Genomic DNA, 16,252 nt, shown 5'->3' with positions numbered 1-16,252 from the left:
AATGAAAAATATCACTAAGCTCTTGACTGTTATGCTGGTTTTCCCAGCAGTGAATGGTTTTGCCGAAAAAGCAGAGGCCGAAATCGAATCAGAATCTTCCGCAGTGATGGCTGAAGATAAAGACAATCCAATCGAAGCTGCTGCAGAAAGTTTTGAGGATTCCGGTATTGATATAAGCGTTTCTCTTACGGCTCTTTATCAGGTAAATGTGCATGGCGGATTGAGTACAGGCAAACGCAGCGGAAGGCATTCAGGCAGGTATGATGCGGAGCTCTCAGCAGATCTCGATAAGCTTTTAGGACTTAAAAACAGCAGGCTGTTTATACACGGCTGGGGCGGCTGGCCGGATACGGAAGGGATCGGCGGGCATTCAGTAGGAAGCCAGTGGGGAGTAAATGCTCTTAGCGTAGGAAACCGTTCGATGGATATTGTGGAATTTTTCTATGAGGGCATTTCTTTGACAAGAGCCTCACGCTGAATATAGGCAAGCTCGATTTTACCGGCATATTTGATGCGAGCGAATACGCAGATGATGAATGCAGTCAGTTTTTGAATGCCTCGCTTGTTGATGACCCTGCAATACCGTTTCCTGAACAAGGGCTTGGTATTGCGGCAAGCTGGGATATTACCGATTCATGGTATCTGATGGGCGGGGCTGCTGATGCACAGGCAGACAGCAGAGCCAGCGGCTTTGATACTGCTTTTAACGATGAACCAGCCTATTTTTACGCATTGGAAACAGGAAAATCCATCAGCCTCAGTTCAGCCAAAGGCAATTTGCCCGGGACATACAGGGCAGGATTATGGGTTGACCGGCAGGATAAGACCGGCTTTGCAGCATCAAAAAGCACCTCCGAGGATACGGGCTTTTATATAAGCTGCGATCAGATGCTGATTAAAGAAAATCAGGACCCTGACGATTCTCAGGGTCTGGGAGGATTCTTCCGCTGGGGCTGGGCAGACAGCGAGTACAATTCGGTTACAAATTTTTTCAGTTTCGGTGTTCAGGCTGCCGGCCTTATCGATACCAGAGATGAGGATATCCTCGGGATTGGTTATTCCAGAGGCTTTTTCAGCGACCAAGCAAGCCAAACTTATCTAAACGATTATGAAAGTGTTATGGAATGGTATTACAGCTTCCAGTTCTCGTCTTCTTTTGTCTTGAGCCCGAACCTGCAGTATGTTTCCAATCCGGGCGGGCAGGATGTAAGCGATGCGTTTATAATGGGGCTCAGGATGCAGCTCATTTATTAACAGAAGCTATCAAACACAGATTTCATCGAGCACAGCGGTGCCATCCGATTGATATTAACACCTCGCAATGGTTTACCAATGAACGTAAACTTCCTGCGGCGGACAGACGGGACGGAATAAGTGGGCAGCAGACGGAGCGGAAATGGAGGGGAGAATTTTTTGACGGGATTTACAGGATTGACAGGATTGACAGGATTTTTCGGCGGGTAATTTGTTTAAACCGCGAAGGGAGCGAAGGGGCGCGAAGGATTTTTTGTAAGTTGTTTTACAGAAATGCTTTACATTCATAAAAATATCTGCGTTGTTTAACATCTCCCGTACTACAGCGGTGTTCGCCGTGGCGGACCCGCTAGGCATTCTTTTAGAGAAGATTTTTCGCTTACCGCCGGCTCTTCACGTTTCGCTATCCTAGCGGGAGCTTGCGCTCCACCGCTGTACGACGCTGCATTATTAAGCAGCGAACCGCTGGCTCAGTAAATAGATAATAAATACTGCATAGCATTGCAGCATGATGATTTGCATATTGCCAAAAAAAATACTGCTGCACACTTCTCAATTGCGGGAGAAATTTTGAGATTGACATTTTAAGGCAAAACTTATTATATTAGGCTTCTTGATTGCGGGAGAAAAAATGAGCAAAGATAAAGAATTGTCGGCCAGTCTGGAAGATTATCTGGAAGCCATATTCACTATAATAGCAGAAAAGGGAGCCGTCAGGGCGAAGGACATTGCCGCTAAGCTGAATGTTAAGGCGGGGTCTGTAACGATTGCGCTGAAGTCTCTGGCGCAGACAGGGCACATAAACTACAAGCCTTACGAAGTGATAACGCTTACCCCCAAAGGCAGGCAGGAAGCGAAGGAAATTGTTCGAAAGCGTGAAATACTCAGGGATTTCTTTGTGGAGATCCTCGGGGCAGACCAAGACACAGCAGAACAAGGTGCCTGCAGCATGGAGCATGTTATATCGGAAGACCTGGTTAAGCGTCTAATCTGCTTCACTGAATTTATTCAGGCCTGCCCGCGATGCGGAAACGATATAATAAAGAAATTTCAAGAATACTTTGACAAAAACCTTCTCTGCAGCTCGGGAAACTGCGACGGATGTCTTACCGAGGGGATCGGCCGCTTAAAAGAAGAGAAGCAGAGGCTCAGGGGCAGCTCCGAGGAAATTACTTTGTCTGATATTCCGATAGGCAGCAAATGCGTTGTAAGAAGGCTGAAAAATTCAACAGTCTTAAAGCGTTTTGCTGAGATGGGCATCGGCAGAGGCGCTGTTATTGAGGTGGAGAGGGTTGCCCCGCTCGGCGATCCGATTGAGGTGAAAGTTAGAGGGTATCATCTTTCTATCAGAAAAGATGAGGCGATTTATATCATAGTAGAAAAGCAGTAAAGGCCGAATTGCCCTTACTGCTTCAAACCAGAGTCCTAATCATCCGAAAAAATTTTGATTTACTGAAGCACCCCAAAGCCTTTTTCTTCAAGCCTTAAAAGCTGTATCTTACAGCGGTATATATGTTTGTATTATCTCTGAACTGCCCGAAGAATGTGTAGGGGTAGTCGCCCCAGAATACATTCGCCCCCAGCTCAACAGCGAGATTGTCATCAACTTTGTAGTGTATATTCGGCCTCATATAAACGTCTTTATCCGAGGGCGAGAAATATGTAAACAGAGAGGTTGTGAGGTTTTGATTGAAGTAAAGCTTAGTGATCCTAAAGGTTAAAAGCTGGCGGTACTGGTCTATCGTTGCCTCCTGTCCGGCCGGAAGGCTGTCTTCGTAGCTCTCATACCGCATTGTCTGTTCAACGTAAAACTGCACAGCAGCGGTAAGGTCGTTGGCGATCTCCGGGAAATCCTGCTCATAGCCCACCAAATACCTCATCTGGCTGTTTGCTGCAAACGGGTCGTCGCCGTCCTGATCGTCGCGTGAGTCGTAGTAGCCAAGCTCGATATTTCCGATACCGGCTCCTACCTGCCCGCGTACGCTGGCTCCGTAAACATTGAGATCATTGAATGTGAATTCGCCTGTGGCTGGGATCTGCCCTGAAGGGCTCTTCCAGTATCCCCAGTAGCCGTAGGCAGCGAGCTCATATCCCTGAACATTTTTCGACACCCTAACAGCCCATTCATCATCCCTGAACCACTGATCAGGCTTTTCAGTGCGAAGCAGAGAATCCTCCCCTGCGGTCTGCATACCGTTCCAGTATGAGTTTCGCTCGCCGTTGATATAGCGGTCGGAATCGAATCTGGGCGTATATACAACATCAACGTTTGCGATATCTGTATAGAAGCTCGCCTTTGCTGCGTCTGAGGGAGCCTTGAGGTATTCGGTATCTCTTCCGCTGAAGAAAGACTGCCAGTCCTTCGGGAACATATCGTTGATAAAAATCAAATCTCCAGTACCCCAAGTAAGCACCTGACGTCCAGCCTTGATGTCAACGAAATCTGCCGGGGAAAACAGCACATTCGCCTCGCGGAGGTCTAAGAAACCCTCGCCTCGCTCGAGATCCACTCTATGCCCGCCGTATGCCCAGTCGTAGTAGATATCGGAGGTAACTGCGAAGGTTATTCCTTCCCAGTATTTTTCCATCTCGAGCTGAAGCCTCGTTTCGCCGATAGACATATCCTGCTGATGCTCGTCGTTCTGGAGCCTCCAGCCGCTTCTGAATTCCAAGAAGCCGGTAAGACCGGTTAGGCCGGAATCAAAGAATGATTCGCTGCCGGCATCATCTTCGCTTTCTTCGGCTTTCTCTAAATCAGATTCTCCTGCGAGCCCTGAAGGCAGTGAAGGACTGGAATCCTCGCTGCTCTCAGAGCTGCCTGAGCCGAGTCCTGAAGGAAGAGAGGGTGAGCCTGAGCTCTTCTCCCCTTCATCAGAGAGCCCGGAAGGGAGGCTGGGCGGGGCAGCGAATGCCAGCCCGCCCAGTAAAACTGCAATAGAAAAAGCTCTGAGAATAAAACTCATCTTTATATTCATAGCAATTTTCCCTGTAAACAGGATTAGTCTTCCTCGAGAGGTTTGTGGCAGAACCACCAGTCGTAGTTGTCGTAATCCCTTATCCTCTGCTCTGCTGCTTCAACGTCCGTAGCCGGCGGGAGAATAACGTTATTGCCGATAAGCTCGTTGTTTGGCCAGCCTGCGGGAATAGCTCCCTGATTGTCAGATATCTGCAGGGCCTTAACCGAGCGAACAACCTCATCGATGTTTCGTCCGATCTCCTGCGGGTAGTACATTATCAGTCTAACCTTGCCCTGCGGGTCAACGATGAATACTGCCCTTACCGTGTTTGAGCCTTTCACCTCGTGCAGCATCCCCAGCTTCTTTGCAACCTTCTCATCCGCAGCAACCACCGGAAATTCGATTGTAACCCCGAGCTCTTCCTTAATCCACTGAACCCACTTGATATGCGAGAACACCTGATCTACAGACATCCCAACGAGCTTGCAGCCGATCTTGTCGAACTGGTCTTTCCTCTTCTGAAAAGCAACGAATTCCGTTGTGCATACCGGAGTGAAGTCTGCCGGATGGCTGAACAGCACAAACCAGCTTCCCTTCAAATCTTCCGGAATGTTCATTTGTCCGTGAGTCGTCGCAACGTCAAGTTTGGGGAAGTCGTCCCCGAGAAGCGGCATATTGAAATTTGTATTTTCCATATATCACCCTTTCTGAAATTAAAATTACCTTAAGTATTTCCTTGCAGGTCTCCTGAGATAACGCTCAGTAAAGACCGATTCCTCGATACCAATATTATATTCAACATCTGAATAAGTCAGCACTGTATAACCCCCGCTGTCCAGATCGGTCATTTTGGATTTGGTTACAGTAGGGTAGCCCTCGATATCTTTAACTTCCTGAACCTCGTAAACCCTGTATGGTTCGTCCTGAGCGTTGTAGTATTCAGATTTAACCACTACGAAGCTGTCCTTGTGAATCCACATCTTGTAATACTCAAACTCAACGAGTTCTTTGTCCTTGGGAGTATTCTTCAGAACGTAATAATTGTCAGTGGTTTCAACAAGCTCGTGCTTATCGTCTTTAATGCTTCTTCCGGAAACATCCTCATAGAAGAAGTGAGAACCTACAAAGCTCGTGCGTTTGTCAGTAGCGGAGATCCTTTTCACAAGATCCAGCGCCGGCAGATACATCCACCTGTCATCATCTTTGGTTAAATGCTTCCAAACCATAAATACGGTTTTGTTCACATCAGCAGGGCGGGTGAAGTAGGCATAGATTTTCTGCTCTTTGCAGTAGCTGTCGTCCTTTCTTGCCTTCTCTTCAGGCAGTGATGGGTTGAGCTCATCCCTGCGAAGGATAATAAGCTCCCTGTTTCGCTCCCTGTCCTTGCTGTCAACGATTTTCATACTCACCTCAGCTTTGCCGTCGTAGCCTTGATAGTAGGATACCCTGTTGGCATTGTGAACGATTTTTTCAACAGTCATCTCGCTCTTCTGCTCTTCAGCGGAAAATGCCGGAGAGCTAAACATAAGAGCTGAAACTGCGGCTAATGTTAATAATTTTCTCATTCTAATTCTCCCTTCCTTTCGTTTTTGAATAATCTTTTCTCGAAAACCCTCACAAGCGCCGGCAGCAGAAGCAGCGTACCAACTCCGGAAACAGTGAGTATTGTTGCAAGCAGTATTCCTACTGTTTTGTAAGGCGTAAGCGGTGCGAGTATCAGCGGGAGGAATCCAACCGCAAGCACGATGATATTACGTGTTATCGCAAGAGCCGGTTCAGCAAATACCGCCGGCACAGTTTTCCGCCATGAATTGCCGAATTGCGGATAAAGAGCCCGAGTTCTGGCAAGGAAATGGATCGCAAAGTCGATAGCCAACCCGAGAGTCATTGAGCTGAGAACCGCAACAGGCATATCATAATCCTTGCCTACAAGCCCTACGCCTCCATAGATGGCAACTATTGTTATTGTAAGCGGTATCATAGACATCAGCCCCCAGAGAGGAGAGCGGAAGAGCAGAGCCATCATCAGGAATACTACGATAAAGCTTCCTGCAAATGCCTCCAGCATACCGTTTACCATTTTCTTCTGCCATATTACGTTGATGTATGTAAGCCCGTACCAGTGATGCTCCAGGTTTTTCGGCGGCGGATTATCTGCGATATAATCATCGATCTGGTCAACAACTTTCGTCATATCCTTGTTGTCTCCGCTCTTGAGCTGCACCCAGAGACTCGATTTCTTGTAGTCCGGGGTTACAAAGTGCCAGAGGTCTCCCGGGCGGTGGCTGGACTGATAAGTAAGCATACACTGAGCCACAGCCTGCGGCGTATCGGGAACTTTGAACTGGCTTTCTTTGCCCTCAAAAAGCTCACGGTGCACAGTTTTTACGATGTCCGTTACGGAGTTGGATTTTCCCACAACGCCCGTATTTGCGAGCTCCTTCTGGAGGTCTTCGATATACTCAAGCACCTCAGGGTCTTTGAACGTGTCGTCCATCTGCTCTGCCTCATTGATAAACAGCGACGCTTCATCAAGCGCAAAGGCCATCTCGCCTTCAGCAGAGCTGAGCTTTTCTTCATTCTCAGCTTTCAGGCTTTCAAGCAGGCCGGCCGGGCTGGAAGCTGTTTTGTTCATTTCGGAAATGCTCTCTTTGAGATTCTCAAACACTTCCACTGCTTCAGGCCAGCTTTCCTGCTGATACTGTTTAATCTTGGCATCGGCTTTTTCTGTTAATGTTTCAGCGAGCTTCTTAGCAGACTCTTTCGGGCTGTCCTCTTGGCTTTCAAGGGCTAGGTAGGCCATATACGTCCCGCCGAAGTGCTCGTTGAGCACTCTGTCCGCCTCACGGATCGGGTGGTCCTTTTCGAACCACTTCACGGGGTTGTCGTTTATCTCAATCTTGCTGATTCCGTAGATGCTTATCGCAATAACTACAGCCGCAGCAGTGAGTATGAGCTTTGTCCTGTTGTACGTCCAGATGCCGTGTTTCCCGAGCCATCTGCCAAGAACAGAATCATCGTCTTTCTTGAAGCCGTTCTCATCGTGTTCACGCCCGAATTTATGAAGCGTCTCGGGTTTGAGGTGCATAACGTATGCGGGGATAAACGTGATTGTGAGAAACCACGCTACCATAATTCCCAGTGCTACGAACACACCGAACACCTGTACAGGAGGTATCGGGGTAAGCGCAAGGGAGGCAAAGCCCGCTGCGGATGTCAGCGATGTGTAGAGCATTGGCACGAACAAGTCTTCCATCACCTTGTGCATGGTTTTCTTGCGGTCTTTGTGTTTCTGGTATATCTCGAAGAACTCGCTGATGATGTGGATCGAATCGAGAACCGCTATAGGCATTATGAATATGGGAATCATACTGCTCATTATATGCACGGGGAATCCCGAGATTATAAGAGCTCCCATAGTTACTATAACCGAGACAAGAGCCACAATCATCGGCGAGATTATCACATGCAGTTTCCTGAAGAAAATCAGCATTATGATAAAGATTATAACCATAGCAGTGGGGGCGGAGATTGCCATCTGCTTGAACATTTCAACGCCGAATGTATCTTCAGCCACAGGAAGACCTGTAATGTGATATTTCTCAGAGCCGCTGAAGGTCTCGATCTTATCCTTCAGCGAGCTGTAAACCTTATAGCTGAGGTCTTTCTTTGTGATTGGTATGTATATTCCCAGAGCCTTCCCGTCTTCGGAAACAAGAGTCCCCTCAAGAAACGGTATGTCTGAGGCGTTGTCTCTGATTGCCTGAGCCTCTTCAGGCGTTTCCGGCGGGGCCGGCATAAGCCACTCAAAGTGAACCGTTCCGAGCCCTCCCTGCTCTATATTGTCAACAGTGGAAGGGGCGATAAGGTCTGCCTTTACCACGCCTTCCTGCTCGCCGTCTTCTGTCCAAGTGAGCGTCTTAATGTATTCGGTGAGCTCGTAAACGTTTTTCAGCGTTTCAACATTGAAAACGCCTTCGGGGTGCTCTTCATTAACCACGCCCACAACTACCATATCGTGCAGCGTGAATTCATCTTTCATCTCATTGTGAAAAACGCGCACCGGCTCATCGTCGGGGAGCATATTTTCAGGATCTGTATCGATCTCTACCTTGTTGAGCCCGCTTAAGGCGTTGGGAAATAAAGACGGACCGCCAGCAAATATAATTGCAAGCAGGGTAACTGCTGTAACAATTGCGGTTACCGCTTTGTGCCTGTGAAGGGAAAACTCTGTCAGCTTTTCACGAAAGTTCATATAAAATCCCTCAGCTTAATAATTGTAATGGGTTGATTGTAACATTGAATTTTGGCTGTTCAATGATTACTTCAGCAAACCCTCAAGTATCTTTTCTTCTTCTTCTACTACTTTACCGCCCATAACCTTTTTGATATTGCCGCCGAAAAGCTTGGACATCAGTGAAAGGTTCATTTCGGAGAGATATGCCTTACCGTTATCTCCCTCCCATACAGCCATCGTGCAGGGCATCATACAGGAGACCCAGCGGTCGCTGGTGAGCACGCTCTTGGCGTAAGGCGCCTTGCACAGCTTAACCAGACGAACTTTGGGCTCGAAATCTACACCCCGTTTGGCCATAGCTGCATTCATATTTATTGGCTTGCCGTGCGAGATGCTCCAGCCGTGTTCGGGGATTCTTTCCTCCAGAGCTGCCACGGTTTCTTCTACGCCCATCTTGCATTCTCTTGTGGTAATCATCATAGACGGCATTACCTGCACCATCAAAATTACGACAGCTGCAGCTGCGACTACCGCTCCTATGATGCCGGATTTCCAGTCGAAACCTTTCTTTACGCCGTTTTGCTGTTCCTGATTCTGCTGAGACTCCTGATTCATTTCTTCAGACATTTCTTGCTCCTATTATGATTTCTGTTTTCAGTTTTCAGGCTGTTCGCCAGTGTAATCGTTGATTTCTTCCTGCGAGCTGCACGCATTGTCTGGTTCTGCACAGCCGCTGCCGCTTAGATTCGTACTGCAGCCTGCTGCAAAAAGCATTGCTGCAACTGCTAAAACGTTCATTGTTTTTCTAATCTTTTTCATTTTATTCCCTTTCAGTTAGAAAATGTTTTTCCTGCCTAACACACAAAATTCGTGCCAATGTTTTTGGAAATTGCAAACAGGGCTCTTACAGCTTTGATGGCGGGTTTGAGGCAAGTACGTAAACTGTTCAGTTAAATGTTAGCGCTAACAATAGTTTACAGTTGCGCAGTAAAGTTAGCGCTGATGGGTTCAAAGTAAACATTTCGAACAGGCACACGCTAAAATAAGTATGGAAACTTGAATTTTGTTTTTCGAAAAATTCTTTAACAGCCTTCATAAGAGTTTACAAAAATCAGCTTTGATTTATAATCACTGTTTGTTTTGTCTTTAATGATACGGGTTTACCGATAAATCAATATTAAGAATAAACGGCTTTAGCCGAAATAGGATTAAAATTATGTTTGAAAGATTTACAGACCGCGCAAGAAAGGTGATGGCGCTTGCCAATCAGGAGGCTCTAAGGTTTAACCATGAGTCTCTTGGTACAGAGCATATACTTCTCGGTCTTTCCAAAGAAGGCAGCGGGGTAGGAGCGAACGTGCTCAAGAATCTCGGTGTTGATGTAAACAAGCTCAGGATTGAGGTTGAGAAGTACGTCAAAAGCGGACCGAACGTTATCTCAGCGGGCAAGCTTCCTCAAACGCCCAAATCAAAGAGGGTGATAGAATACGCAATCGAAGAGGCGAGAAGCCTCAACCACAATTACGTTGGTACTGAACACCTTCTTCTCGGGCTTTTGAGAGTTACAGACGGTATAGCGGCTCAGATTCTGATGAACCTCGGGCTCAAGCTAGACACTGTCCGAGATGAAGTGCTTAATCTTCTCGGCTCGGGTATGGAGCAGGAGGGCATGGATGTTGATGAGATGTCACAGCAGACGCCTCCCGGAATGGGGCAAGGCCCCCAGCAGAGAAGGCAGGGCAGGCCGAAATCCAAAACGCCGGCATTAGACAACTTCGGAAGAGACCTTACAACTCTCGCCAAAAACAACGAGCTGGATCCGGTTATAGGCAGATCCAACGAAATTGAACGCCTCTTGCAGATACTCTGCAGAAGAACGAAGAACAACCCCGTACTTCTTGGAGAGGCAGGCGTAGGAAAAACTGCAATAGTAGAAGGTATGGCGCAGCGGATTGTAGAAAAGTCTATCCCGCCTCTGCTGTACAATAAGAGGCTGATAATCCTAGACCTTGCGATGATGGTAGCAGGAACAAAATACCGCGGCCAGTTTGAAGAGAGGATAAAGGCAGTTATCAATGAGGTAAAGCGTGAAAAGAACGTGATCCTCTTTATCGATGAGCTCCATACGCTTGTAGGGGCAGGGGGTGCTGAAGGGGCTATAGATGCCTCAAATGTTCTAAAGCCTGCCTTAGCAAGAGGCGAGCTCCAGTGTATCGGGGCTACAACGCTCGATGAATACCGCAAGCACATTGAGAAGGACTCTGCACTTGAACGCAGATTTCAGACGATACAGGTGGACCCGCCTTCAAAAAACGATACCCTCGAAATTCTCCACGGGCTCAGAGAAAAGTATGAAACGCATCACAAAGTTACATACACCGAAAACGCCCTCAATTCCGCTGTGGAACTTTCTTCGCGTTATATTACAGGCAGGTGTCTGCCGGACAAGGCGATCGATATTCTTGATGAAGCCGGCTCGAGTATGAGGCTTAGAAACCTTACCCCTCCGCCGGACTTTACAGATATAAACAGCCGTATCGAAGAGCTCAATGCCCAGAAGGAAGAGGCGGTGCGAAATGCTAATTACGAGCAGGCAGCAGCGCTGAGAGATGAAGCCCAGAAGCTCAACGAAGAGAAAAAGCAGAAGCAGGAAGACTGGGAAAAGGAAAACGAGAGCTTTGTAGGCGAGATCGATGAGGATGTTATCGCCGAAATCGTGAGCAAGATAACTGGCGTCCCTCTTACGAGAGTGGAAAAAGACGATGCCGAAAAACTGCTTGAAATTGAATCTGAACTGCACAAAACTGTCGTGTCTCAGGATCAGGCCATCACTGCTGTGGCAAAGGCGGTAAGGCGGAGCCGTTCAGGTATAAAAGACCCTAACAGGCCTATCGCGAGCTTCCTGTTTATTGGTCCGAGCGGTGTTGGTAAAACGCTTCTTGCAAGGGCTCTTGCCGAATTTATGTTCGGCGATGAAAGCGCCCTGATACAGCTGGATATGAGCGAATATATGGAGAAGTACAATGTGAGCAAGCTCATAGGCGCTCCTCCTGGATACGTTGGATACGAAGAAGGCGGCCAGCTCACCGAGAGAATCCGCAGAAGGCCTTACGCTGTTCTGCTTCTTGATGAGATCGAGAAGGCGCATCCGGATGTGTCCAATATGCTGCTTCAGATAATGGAAGAAGGCCGGCTCACAGACAGCTACGGACGCAAGGTGGATTTCAGGAACGTAATTTTGATTATGACCAGCAACATCGGCGCTGATATGATCAGAAATCAGACAGGCTTCGGCTTTGGTAAAAGAACAGAGCAGGACAACTACGAAAAGATGTCTTCTCTCTTGGAGAAAGAAATAGAAAAACATTTCAGGCCGGAGTTTATGAATCGTCTCGACGATAATATTGTATTCCGCGGCCTGACCAAGGAAGACCTTACCGTTATTATTCAGTATGAACTGGATAAGGTGCTGAACAGGATAAGAGAGAAGGGAATCAAAATTGACGTGGACGAAAGCGCTAAGGATTTCCTTATAGATAAGGGTTATAATCCTGAACACGGTGCAAGGCCGCTGAGAAGGGCTATCGAGAAGTATATCGAAGATCCGCTCTCAGAAGCGCTTCTCAGGAACGAGTTTGATAAGTCTGAGCATATTACCATTACGGTGAAAGACGAAGACAGCCTCAAGTTCGAGTATTCTGCTCAGCCGGTGAGCAGCTGATAAAAGCTGAAAAAGAAAACGCATAAGGGAACGCGAAAAACAAGCGTTCCCTTTTTTTTGGCCAGATTTTTAACCAATCCGTTCTTGTATTTATCGCGGCTTCTTAGAAAAAAGGTTGTAATTTAGGTTGTTTACGAATAGAATTACTTCAAAATGTTGATTTAATTCGCACAGGAGGCTATATGCTTGCCAGACTGAACAGCCTTACACTTTCGGGGATTGAAGGGCATATCTGCGAGGTGGAGGTGCACATAAGCGGAGATGATACCCGCCTTCTTATTGTGGGGCTTCCGGATGCAGCTATTAAGGAGAGCTGCGAGAGGGTTAGAAGCGCTTTAATCAACAGCGGATTCAAGTATCCTTTTGAACAGATTACAGTTAATCTCGCACCCGCAGACCTCAAGAAGGAAGGCCCAGCCTTCGACCTTTCGATTGGAGTTGGGATTCTAAGCGCAAGCGGAGCAGTGCAGCTGGAAGGGCTTAAAAATGAGATAATGGTAGGCGAACTCGCCCTCGACGGCAGGGTTCGTCCCGTCAACGGCGTTTTGAGTTTGGCGATGAGCGCAAAGGCAGCTGGCTTTGAGAGGATGATAGTGCCGATAGAGAACGCCCCTGAAGCAGCAGTTGTGCAGGGAATAGATATCTTCGGAGTTGGCTCGCTGACCGAGACAGTTGGGTTTCTCTCCGGGAATCTGCCCATAGAGCCGACATACACAGATATAGACAGGCTCTTTGAGATAAAACGAAAATACGACATTGATTTCGAAGACGTGAAGGGGCAGGAAACGGTTAAGCGTGCCCTTACGATAGCTGCTGCCGGCGGGCATAACGTGATGATGATGGGGCCTCCGGGCTCCGGGAAAACTATGCTCAGCAAACGCGTAGCAAGCATTCTCCCAGAGCTCTCCCTTGAAGAATCCCTTGAGACAACTCGAATCTATTCATCTGTAGGCCTTCTCGAGAGGCAGCAGGCTCTGATTGCAACGAGGCCTTTTCGCAGTCCGCACCATTCCGCAAGTGCGCCCGCTCTTATTGGAGGGTCTGCCCATCCAAGGCCGGGAGAGCTGAGCCTCGCTCATCACGGAATTCTGTTTCTCGATGAGTTTCCCGAATTCTCACGCACTGTGCTGGAAACGATTCGCCAGCCCTTGGAGGACAGTCAGGTTACCATAGCCCGAGCGCAGGCCACGGTTACATTCCCCGCAGATTTTATGCTTATAGCTTCGGCCAATCCGTGCCCCTGCGGGTATTACGGCTCCACCCAGAAAGAATGCCGCTGCACGCCCGCCCAGATTGAGAAGTATCTCTCAAAGCTCTCCGGGCCGCTTTTGGACAGAATCGATATACAGATCGAAGTGCCTGCTGTGGATTATCGTGCACTCAGGAACAAGGCCAAGGGGCAGAGCTCAGCAAATATGAGAGAGCAGGTTAACTGCGCAAGGAAAGTACAGAACATCCGCTTCAGAGGCGATTCAAGGCGGGTTAATGCGGGCATGTCTCACAGGGAGATAGAAGTTTTCTGCGAGCTCGAGCCAAAATCAGAGATTATGCTCAAAAGCGCAATGAAAGACCTTTCCCTAAGTGCAAGGGCGCACGATAAGATATGCAAACTCGCAAGAACCATTGCAGACCTTGCAGGAAGCGAGGAAATAAGACCTGAACATATTGGTGAGGCCGTGAGTTACAGAAGGCTTGATAAGATGTTCTGAATAGCGAAATGACCGATTGTTTCTGGCGATGAGGAGCGTTGTAAAAAAAAATTAAAAAATTTTTATTTTTTGTTTGACACCGACCTTGAGAAATGCTAATATGACATCAGATTTGATAGTTCATTAACAGTGCTATAAAGTTTGGGTTTACGCAGAGATGCGTGTAATTCTTTTTTCCAAATAAAATAAAGTTTTAGTAGTTGAGACAGGTTTATATATCTAGTATTTTTATCTTATTTTTGAATTGTCTCGACGAAGGCTGGTTTCTTCTGATACCAGCCTTTTTTCTTGCGCAAAGTTGGTGAAATAATTGAAAGTTCCTTTTGAAACAGAACCAGACTTAGACCTCGAATCCTTTTTCAGCGACAGCGGAAGGATAGCCCGTTTACTGCCCGGATATGAACAGCGCCCAGGTCAGAAGGAGATGGCTCTAAAGCTGGAGCAGTGTTTTGAGCAGGGCAGGCATACAGTTATCGAAGCCGGCACAGGTACCGGCAAGAGCCTCGCTTATATCGTCCCTGCCGTGAAATATGCGGTAAAAAGCGGGGTGAAGGCTGTTATCAGCACATACACAATCAACCTTCAGGAACAGCTGATAAATCAGGATATACCGTTCACAGCAAGAGCGGTGGATTTTGAATTCAAGGCAGGGATCGCAAAGGGAAGAAACAACTATATCTGCAAGCGAAGGCTGCATTATGCCCTCGAAAACAAAAAAACCCTTTTCGATGCCCCTCCCGGCGAGCTTGCCGAGCTGAAGCAGTGGGCGGAGACAACCAATGACGGCTCGCTCAGCACGATTCCCTTTAATCCGTCTCCCTCGGTTTGGGACGCGGTAAAAAGCGAACACGGCAACTGCAAGGGCAGGAAATGCCCGCACAGGAAAGAGTGTTTCTACTCAAAGGCAAGAAAAGAGCTCGAGCAGTGTGAGCTGATCGTTTTGAATCATTCTCTCCTGCTCAGCGATCTTATGCTCAGAAGCAGAGGCGCAAGCATTCTCCCTTCATACGAGGCCGTTGTAATAGACGAAGCTCACAACCTCCAGAAAGCTGCTGAAGACCACTTCGGAATCAATATATCAAACAATGCAGTAGATTTTACTCTCCGCGGGCTTTATGACAGTAAAAAACGAAAAGGCCTTCTTGCCCAATTCGATGATGAGAAGCTCAAAACAAAGCTGAAAAATTCCAGAAAGGCCTGCGAGGTTTTCTTTAAGCAGGTGGAATCCTATTACGAACATACCTGCCGGGAAAACAATGGAAAATGCGGACCTGAAGATTTAACCGACAACCTCTCCGTCGAGCTCAAAGAGCTAAGGCTCGCTCTCTCTAATATCAGAGAAAAATTCAGCGAGGAAGAAAAGAAATCAGATACTGCCGAGGAGCTGAGAAGAGCAGTTGAGAGGCTCAGCGCGTTTGAGAGTGATATAAGCTCATTCGTTCAGCAGCCCAAAGCCGCTGACGACGAAAATCGCCATATTTACTGGATTGAAAAAGGCGGAAAGAAGCAGTTCCCAAGATACAGCCTCAGAAGCGCCCCGATAAATGCAGGCAAAGACCTCAAGGAGTGTTTGTTTGACAAATTCGAGTCTGTTGCCCTTACAAGCGCTACGCTGAGCTGCTCATCTGGAAAAAAGGGATTCTCGTTCTTCGCCGGAAACGTTGGGCTGGAAGAATACGATTCGCTTATGCTCGGGAGTTTTTTCGACTATAAGAAAAATGTGAAGGTGGTAGCGGAGGCAGACCTGCCAGAGCCCTCAAGCCCGGATTTCGTGCCCGCAGCTGCCCAAGCGCTCAAAGGCTGGATTGCAAATGCAGGCGGCGGAACGCTTGTACTCTTTACAAGCTATTATATGCTGAAAAATTTTGCAGAGGAGCTTGAATACTGGGCATTCGAAAACAGCAGAGAAATATTTATGCAGCAGAAGGGGATTTCGCGCACGAGGCTCGTTGAAAATTTCAAAAACAGCGACAGCGGCATTCTCCTCGGCACTGAGAGCTTTTGGCAGGGGGTTGACCTGCCCGGCGATGCACTCAAATGCGTTGCGATAATGAGGCTTCCATTTTCCGTCCCGAACCACCCGCTCACGCAGGGAAAAATCGAACAGATCAAAGCTAACGGCCAGAATCCATTCATAAGCTTTCAGCTGCCCTCTGCGATAATACGCTTCAAACAGGGCTTCGGAAGGCTGATACGCAGAAAAACCGATTCCGGCTCTGTAGTGATTTTAGACAGCAGAGTGATGAAAAAATTCTACGGAAAGAAATTTCTCGAAGTCCTCCCTGAGTGCAGTATGTTTGCAAAATCCCAAGGCCAGCTCCACCCGCTCAATATAAATCAGAGAGAATGAATATTAAACCAGCGCCAGAAAGCT

The 16,252-nt window shown here is 47.7% G+C and carries 12 protein-coding genes; 6 read left to right on the top strand and 6 right to left on the bottom strand.

Going from position 1 to position 16,252, the window contains the following annotated elements:
- The first annotated feature begins 1 nt into the window (after position 1).
- From L21SP3_RS06760 to L21SP3_RS06750, 3 genes are all read left to right on the top strand, one after another.
- Positions 2 to 478 carry a hypothetical protein gene (locus L21SP3_RS06760; RefSeq protein ID WP_077540127.1) on the top strand — a complete coding sequence of 159 codons (477 nt, stop codon included), beginning with the start codon at positions 2 to 4 and terminating at the stop codon, positions 476 to 478.
- Positions 475 to 1,254, top strand: coding sequence for a carbohydrate porin (locus tag L21SP3_RS06755; protein WP_077540126.1), 780 nt, complete (start codon positions 475 to 477; stop codon positions 1,252 to 1,254). Before L21SP3_RS06760 ends, L21SP3_RS06755 begins: the two co-directional genes overlap by 4 nt.
- 631 nt (positions 1,255 to 1,885) lie before the next feature.
- Complete coding sequence (locus L21SP3_RS06750; RefSeq protein WP_077540125.1) at positions 1,886 to 2,644, top strand: metal-dependent transcriptional regulator; 759 nt, start codon at positions 1,886 to 1,888, stop codon at positions 2,642 to 2,644.
- A gap of 94 nt (positions 2,645 to 2,738) precedes the next feature.
- Here the strand turns inward: L21SP3_RS06750 and L21SP3_RS06745 are convergent, their stop codons facing one another.
- The 6 genes from L21SP3_RS06745 to L21SP3_RS11995 form a co-directional block, all read right to left on the bottom strand.
- On the bottom strand, positions 2,739 to 4,229 hold the full coding sequence (locus L21SP3_RS06745) for a DUF1302 domain-containing protein (protein WP_227806745.1): 1,491 nt from the start codon (positions 4,227 to 4,229) through the stop codon (positions 2,739 to 2,741).
- A gap of 23 nt (positions 4,230 to 4,252) precedes the next feature.
- The gene (locus L21SP3_RS06740; protein WP_077540124.1) at positions 4,253 to 4,906 is read right to left on the bottom strand and encodes a peroxiredoxin; all 654 of its coding nucleotides are present in this window, start codon (positions 4,904 to 4,906) and stop codon (positions 4,253 to 4,255) included.
- 24 nt (positions 4,907 to 4,930) lie between these two features.
- Positions 4,931 to 5,776, bottom strand: a complete 846-nt coding sequence (locus tag L21SP3_RS06735; protein WP_077540123.1) for an outer membrane lipoprotein-sorting protein — start codon at positions 5,774 to 5,776, stop codon at positions 4,931 to 4,933.
- Positions 5,773 to 8,466 (bottom strand): efflux RND transporter permease subunit, encoded by a 2,694-nt coding sequence (locus L21SP3_RS06730; RefSeq protein ID WP_077540122.1) that lies wholly within the window; start codon positions 8,464 to 8,466, stop codon positions 5,773 to 5,775. The genes L21SP3_RS06735 and L21SP3_RS06730 overlap by 4 nt, the downstream gene beginning before the upstream one ends.
- A gap of 66 nt (positions 8,467 to 8,532) precedes the next feature.
- Positions 8,533 to 9,075 carry a DUF302 domain-containing protein gene (locus tag L21SP3_RS06725; RefSeq protein WP_077540121.1) on the bottom strand — a complete coding sequence of 181 codons (543 nt, stop codon included), beginning with the start codon at positions 9,073 to 9,075 and terminating at the stop codon, positions 8,533 to 8,535.
- A gap of 27 nt (positions 9,076 to 9,102) precedes the next feature.
- A complete protein-coding gene (locus L21SP3_RS11995) occupies positions 9,103 to 9,267 on the bottom strand; it encodes a hypothetical protein (protein ID WP_161488129.1) in 165 nt (54 codons plus the stop codon).
- Between the two features lie 397 nt (positions 9,268 to 9,664).
- Here L21SP3_RS11995 and L21SP3_RS06720 point away from each other — a divergent pair, with 397 nt between their 5' ends.
- The 3 genes from L21SP3_RS06720 to L21SP3_RS06710 all read left to right on the top strand — a co-directional run bounded on the left by L21SP3_RS06720 (position 9,665) and on the right by L21SP3_RS06710 (position 16,228).
- Positions 9,665 to 12,169: an ATP-dependent Clp protease ATP-binding subunit gene (locus tag L21SP3_RS06720; RefSeq protein WP_077540120.1), complete on the top strand. Its 2,505-nt coding sequence runs from the start codon at positions 9,665 to 9,667 to the stop codon at positions 12,167 to 12,169.
- Between the two features lie 182 nt (positions 12,170 to 12,351).
- On the top strand, positions 12,352 to 13,878 hold the full coding sequence (locus L21SP3_RS06715) for a YifB family Mg chelatase-like AAA ATPase (RefSeq protein WP_077540119.1): 1,527 nt from the start codon (positions 12,352 to 12,354) through the stop codon (positions 13,876 to 13,878).
- 310 nt (positions 13,879 to 14,188) lie between these two features.
- Positions 14,189 to 16,228, top strand: a complete 2,040-nt coding sequence (locus tag L21SP3_RS06710; RefSeq protein ID WP_077540118.1) for an ATP-dependent DNA helicase — start codon at positions 14,189 to 14,191, stop codon at positions 16,226 to 16,228.
- Positions 16,229 to 16,252 lie beyond the last annotated feature (24 nt).

It is taken from the genome of Sedimentisphaera cyanobacteriorum (assembly GCF_001997385.1).
Lineage (GTDB): Bacteria > Planctomycetota > Phycisphaerae > Sedimentisphaerales > Sedimentisphaeraceae > Sedimentisphaera > Sedimentisphaera cyanobacteriorum.
This window is presented reverse-complemented; position numbering and strand designations above follow the sequence as displayed.

Excerpts from the sequence above, each read along its gene's own strand:
- L21SP3_RS06740 (WP_077540124.1), bottom strand. The coding sequence starts at position 4,906 with ATGGAAAATACAAATTTCAATATGCCGCTTCTCGGGGACGACTTCCCC.
- L21SP3_RS06760 (WP_077540127.1), top strand. The coding sequence starts at position 2 with ATGAAAAATATCACTAAGCTCTTGACTGTTATGCTGGTTTTCCCAGCA.
- L21SP3_RS06745 (WP_227806745.1), bottom strand. The coding sequence starts at position 4,229 with ATGAATATAAAGATGAGTTTTATTCTCAGAGCTTTTTCTATTGCAGTT.
- L21SP3_RS06750 (WP_077540125.1), top strand. The coding sequence starts at position 1,886 with ATGAGCAAAGATAAAGAATTGTCGGCCAGTCTGGAAGATTATCTGGAA.
- L21SP3_RS06720 (WP_077540120.1), top strand. The coding sequence starts at position 9,665 with ATGTTTGAAAGATTTACAGACCGCGCAAGAAAGGTGATGGCGCTTGCC.
- L21SP3_RS06725 (WP_077540121.1), bottom strand. The coding sequence starts at position 9,075 with ATGTCTGAAGAAATGAATCAGGAGTCTCAGCAGAATCAGGAACAGCAA.
- L21SP3_RS11995 (WP_161488129.1), bottom strand. The coding sequence starts at position 9,267 with ATGAAAAAGATTAGAAAAACAATGAACGTTTTAGCAGTTGCAGCAATG.
- L21SP3_RS06715 (WP_077540119.1), top strand. The coding sequence starts at position 12,352 with ATGCTTGCCAGACTGAACAGCCTTACACTTTCGGGGATTGAAGGGCAT.
- L21SP3_RS06735 (WP_077540123.1), bottom strand. The coding sequence starts at position 5,776 with ATGAGAAAATTATTAACATTAGCCGCAGTTTCAGCTCTTATGTTTAGC.
- L21SP3_RS06730 (WP_077540122.1), bottom strand. The coding sequence starts at position 8,466 with ATGAACTTTCGTGAAAAGCTGACAGAGTTTTCCCTTCACAGGCACAAA.